This window comes from Rhodococcus sp. EPR-157 (assembly GCF_001647195.1).
Classification (GTDB): domain Bacteria; phylum Actinomycetota; class Actinomycetes; order Mycobacteriales; family Mycobacteriaceae; genus Rhodococcoides.
In genome coordinates, this window is record NZ_LVCV01000335.1 from 1 (window position 1) to 4,551 (window position 4,551).

Below are 4,551 nucleotides of genomic sequence, written 5' to 3' on the forward strand. Positions count from 1 at the left end.
CCTACCAGGCTCGACGCTCGTGAGAGTCGTCCGACCACGCCCATGGGGGATGCGTCCATCTCGGGCCGTTCGCGCTGCCATTGCGCCAGGAACGAATCGACTGCGTCGGCCACCGGTCCTCCAGAAAAGATTCGACGTCGAACTGTTTGACGAACCGTAGCATCTCCCATAGTCTCTCGATGCCATATTTTTCGATATCGAAATATTCGGAGCAAGCATGGTCCTGTCATCATCTGTTCGCAATTCGTTGATCACTGTCGTCGCGCCGGCCGTCTGGGGGAGTACTTATCTCGTGACGACCGAGCTGTTGCCGCCGGATCGACCGCTGTTGGCTTCCGTTGTACGTGCGCTGCCCGCGGGGCTGATCCTGGTCGCCCTCGGGCGCGCGCTACCTCGCGGTCACTGGTGGTGGCGCGCCCTGGTGCTCGGGATCCTCAATATCGGCGCCTTCTTCTACTTCTTGTTCGTTGCTGCCTACCATCTGCCGGGTGGTGTCGCAGCGCTCGTCATGAGTGTCCAGCCGATGATCGTGCTACTCATGGGAGCCGGATTGCTCGGTGTGCGAATACGGGCTGTGCATATCTACTCGTGCATCCTCGGCGCCGTCGGTGTCGGACTCCTCGTAGTACAGCCGGGCGCAGGCCTCGATCACGTCGGTGTGTTCGCCGGTCTGGCGGGCGCTGCAAGTATGGCTTCGGGCATCGTGCTCACCAAGCGATGGGGCAGGCCCGACGGTGTGGGCGTGCTGACATTCACCGGCTGGCAGCTCACTGTGGGCGGCGCAGTCCTGTTGCCGTTCATGGCGATAGGCGAAGGTCTTCCCGGAGTCGTTACAGCAGAGAATGTCTCGGGTTTTCTGTATCTCAGTGTGATCGGTGCGTTGCTTGCGTACGCGGTGTGGTTTCGTGGAATCGAGAAGCTTCCTGCCCTCGCCATATCGTTTCTGTCTTTCGCCAGCCCGCTTGCCGCAGCGCTGTTGGGCTATCTGGTTCTGGGCCAGTCGCTCTCGACGGTTCAGCTGATCGGCGCGGCCATCGTCGTCGGGGCCGTGATCATCGTGGTGGCAGCAGGTTCGCATCCGTCGAAAGGAGGACGCGGCACAGTGGGGATCGCCACTAGCGTCGAGGTGTGACGACCGATGCGCGCTACCGATCTCTCGATGTCCTTCGCGGAATTGCGATACTAGGCACGCTGGGAACCAACGTATGGATCTTCACCAGTGGCTCCGGGCTGGTCGGCTACCTCGATACGCTGGGAACAGCGCAGGGCGGCTGGGGCACTGCCGAGCGGGTGCTTCAACAACTGGCGCAGGGCAAGTTTCTGGGCCTGCTGACGATCATGTTCGGAGTCGGTTTGGCTATCCAGCAACGGTCGGCACTGCGAAACAATCTGCGGTGGCCAGGGCGCTATCCGCTCCGAGCTGGACTGTTGTTCGTGGACGGGCTGCTGCATTTCGCTCTGTTCACCGAGTTCGACGTGTTGATGGGATATGCGATCACCGGCCTCGTCGTGGCATACGTGCTCGCGACAAGCGAACGAGCACAACGGAGATGGATGATATCTGCGTCGGTGGTCCATGTGCTGCTCATGACCGCAGTCGCCGCCGCAATGCCGACGCCGGCGCCCGGTACGTCAGGCGCGTCTTTGTCTCCGAACCTGTACGCAGACGGTTCCTTCTGGGAACTGATGGTTTTTCGCCTCGACAACGCGCTGGCGTTCCGGGCCGAGACCATTCTGATCCTGCCGATGTCGATCGCCCTTTTTCTGCTGGGCGCGAAGTTGTTTCGAGCAGGTGTTCTCGGCGAGGAGGGGGCCGATCTCCGTAGGCGTCTTGTCCTCGTCGGTCTCGTCGCTGTACCGGCGGACTTCGTCGTGGGAATGTTCGGCTCCAGCGCGGGAATCATCGTGTCCCGCTATCTTCTCGCGCCACTGGTGTCGCTGGGAATTCTCGCCCTCGTCGCACAGCACTACATCGGGCGCTCGCGCGTGAGCGTGATGACCGGACGGCTGTCGGAAATCGGCCGGATGGCGTTGTCCTGCTACGTACTCCAGAACGTCGTGGCGTCGATTCTGTGCTACGGCTGGGGTTTCGGCCTCGCGATCAGGCTCGACACCGGTCCGCTGCGGGTTCTGGGAACTATCTCGGTCTACATCGTCACCGTCGGCTGTGTCAGCGCCTTCGCGCATGTATGGCTGCGCCGGTATCAGCGCGGCCCGATCGAGTGGTTGTGGAACTACTCGTTCGAGAGGATTCCGCTACGTACTTCGTAGGTCGGCGTCGTCGGCGGCCGCGTGGCCGGACTCCCATCCCTCGGCGTCGAGCCTCGGTCCTCGCATCGTTCTGACCCGGAGAAAGAGTCGGTCGAACTCCTCTTCCACTGCCACGGTCTGCGCTGCGAGCATCGGAAGCAACTGCTCCGACCGCGTCGACGCCTCCTCCAGTGCATTCGCGTCCACCTCGGCGAGCCGTTCACCGATCCTGATCGCGTACGCGTACAGAAAGGCCTTGCCGAATGCGGCAGAGGCGGATCCTTTGCGGCGCTTGGCCTTCGGTGAGTGCGCGAGAGCGCGGGTTGCTTGGATGAGCAACGACGTGAACAGAACTTCGGTCTGCTCGACGTCGACCGGTGAACCAACGAGTGTGGCAACCGCGAACCCGGGATCCCAGATGCTCTTCACTCGATTGACCGTGCTGACCCCGTGTAGCAGCTGTGCTTTCGGCGGAGCGTGAGGATTGTCCACGTGCAGTCTTCGGCTGACGACATCGACATTCCCCTCCGTCAGCAGTAGGGAATCGATGGAGTATCTCGTCATCAACTCCTGAGCCTTGGCGGTGAGTGTTTCGGCCTCTTCGTCGAAGTCGGTGGCGTCGGCTTTCGCGAGCAATCCGCGTATGCGGACCAGCACCTTGTCGTTCGGCGATCGAGCGCCTGGAACGTGTCGGTCGGTTCGGGGCGCTCGCCGTGTCGGCCATTGCGAGGGAAGAGGACCGATCTGCGGCCACCGTGGTAACGACTGCCACTGGCCGAGCAGAGTGAGAACGGTGACCCATTGATCGCTGGCAGCGATGTAGTCCCACCGCCGATCCGGCCTCGGCAACGCAGCCAGAAAGTTGGGGGAGGTATCCACAGTGGCCGCCGCTGCGGGATACAGAGCGCAGATCTCCGACAACTGACCGACCCAGTAATCGGGCGCCCGGTCGTTCGCGGTCGTCAGGTCGGATTCGTGCAGGATCGCTGCGGCCGCAAGCGAGGACACGGACGTGGTGCTCTGTCGCCGAACGACGTGCAGGAGATCGAATGGTTGCCAGCCGTTCTCGTACATCGTCGAGATCATGTTCGTCAACGCCAGGGAACCCAACGCCTGGGCGTCGAACTCTTCGAGTCCGACAAGCTGGTCGGCGACCTCGTCGACGAGCCGGGGATTCTTGCTGCGGCCGCTCGCAGCGTCGGCGCCCTGACGTAGCAGACCCGGTACCGGATTCATTCGGTCAGCACGATCAATTCGGTGGGGGAGGCAGCTTCGACCCGCAGCCCTGCTTTCGACGCAATCCGCGCCAGGGCTCGCACGTCCTTCGGCTCGGCCGTCGTCAAGGTCAGAGCGCGTGCCAGCAGCCCTTTGTGGTGCTTGTTGAAGTGACTGACCACGGACCTGCTTCCATCCGGCTTTTCGGTCAGAACGGTTGCTGTGATGGCGCCAGGGACGGGACCGAGTTGTTGGTAGGTCCCCGACCTCAGATCGACGACGAGTCCATCCGCTTCACCGGTCAGCGCTTCTGTCAGCTCCGGCTTCCAATGGGATCGGAGGGTTCCGAAGCCGGGGATCTTCGACGTGCCGGACAAGCGATACGACGGAATGGGGTCATAGGCGCGCACGGCACCGAACAACGCCGAACCGATCCACAGGCGTTCCGCAGCGCGAGCGCGGCCGGCTTTGGTGAACCCACGCGCGTCGAGCGCGTCGTAGAGCACCCCGGTGTAGCGGCTCAGCGCAGGAGTAGTGGGCGAGGTCCACAGCGTCACGTTGCGTTCGATCTCGTCGGCCTGCGTCGGCCCGAGCCCCAGGGCCAGACTCGATGCGTCGACGTCACCGGCGAGTCCGACGAGCGCATCTGCGAGTTTCTGCCGAAGCGGAGTCAGCGCAGAAAGTGACAGACCGTGCAGATCGAGAGGAGAGCCGTCGCCGCCGTCGGACTTCGTTTCGGAGGGAGGAAGCAGGATCAGCACGGGGAGCAACGTTACCGTTCCGTTGGGCACCGACTACGCTCGTACCCCGTGATCACCCGTCTTTCGCAGCTGTTCCTCCGTACCCTTCGCGACGATCCGGCCGACGCCGAAGTCGACAGCCACAAGCTGTTGGTGCGCGCAGGCTACGTCCGTCGCATAGCGCCGGGCGTGTACTCGTGGCTGCCGCTCGGCCTCCGAGTGCTTCGGCAGGTCGAGAAGGTGGTCCGTGAGGAGATGAATGCAATTGGGGCGCAGGAGATCTCGCTCCCCGCGTTGCTGCCCCGCGACCCGTACGAGGTCACCAATCGGTGGACCGAATACGGCG

At 62.9% G+C, this 4,551-nt stretch carries 4 protein-coding genes and 1 pseudogene; 3 read left to right on the top strand and 2 right to left on the bottom strand.

Annotated elements, in window-relative coordinates; all coding sequences use genetic code 11:
* Positions 1-217 precede the first annotated feature (217 nt).
* On the top strand, positions 218-1,132 hold the full coding sequence (locus A2J03_RS15400; RefSeq protein WP_068375569.1) for an EamA family transporter: 915 nt from the start codon (positions 218-220) through the stop codon (positions 1,130-1,132).
* Positions 1,129-2,271: a DUF418 domain-containing protein gene (locus tag A2J03_RS15405; protein WP_068375571.1), complete on the top strand. Its 1,143-nt coding sequence runs from the start codon at positions 1,129-1,131 to the stop codon at positions 2,269-2,271. The genes A2J03_RS15400 and A2J03_RS15405 overlap by 4 nt, the downstream gene beginning before the upstream one ends.
* Here A2J03_RS15405 and A2J03_RS15410 read toward each other — a convergent pair.
* Together A2J03_RS15410 and yaaA are read right to left on the bottom strand one after the other, a co-directional pair.
* Positions 2,257-3,486, bottom strand: a complete 1,230-nt coding sequence (locus A2J03_RS15410) for a DUF2786 domain-containing protein (protein WP_068375573.1) — start codon at positions 3,484-3,486, stop codon at positions 2,257-2,259. The genes A2J03_RS15405 and A2J03_RS15410 overlap by 15 nt on opposite strands.
* Positions 3,483-4,226 (bottom strand): peroxide stress protein YaaA, encoded by a 744-nt coding sequence (gene yaaA / locus A2J03_RS15415; RefSeq protein WP_068375575.1) that lies wholly within the window; start codon positions 4,224-4,226, stop codon positions 3,483-3,485. Before yaaA ends, A2J03_RS15410 begins: the two co-directional genes overlap by 4 nt.
* A gap of 48 nt (positions 4,227-4,274) precedes the next feature.
* Here yaaA and A2J03_RS15420 point away from each other — a divergent pair.
* Positions 4,275-4,551: pseudogene (locus tag A2J03_RS15420) on the top strand (proline--tRNA ligase); the annotation flags it as partial.

Coding starts and splice junctions, on each gene's coding strand:
- A2J03_RS15410 (WP_068375573.1), bottom strand. CDS start 3,486: ATGAATCCGGTACCGGGTCTGCTACGTCAGGGCGCCGACGCTGCGAGC.
- A2J03_RS15400 (WP_068375569.1), top strand. CDS start 218: ATGGTCCTGTCATCATCTGTTCGCAATTCGTTGATCACTGTCGTCGCG.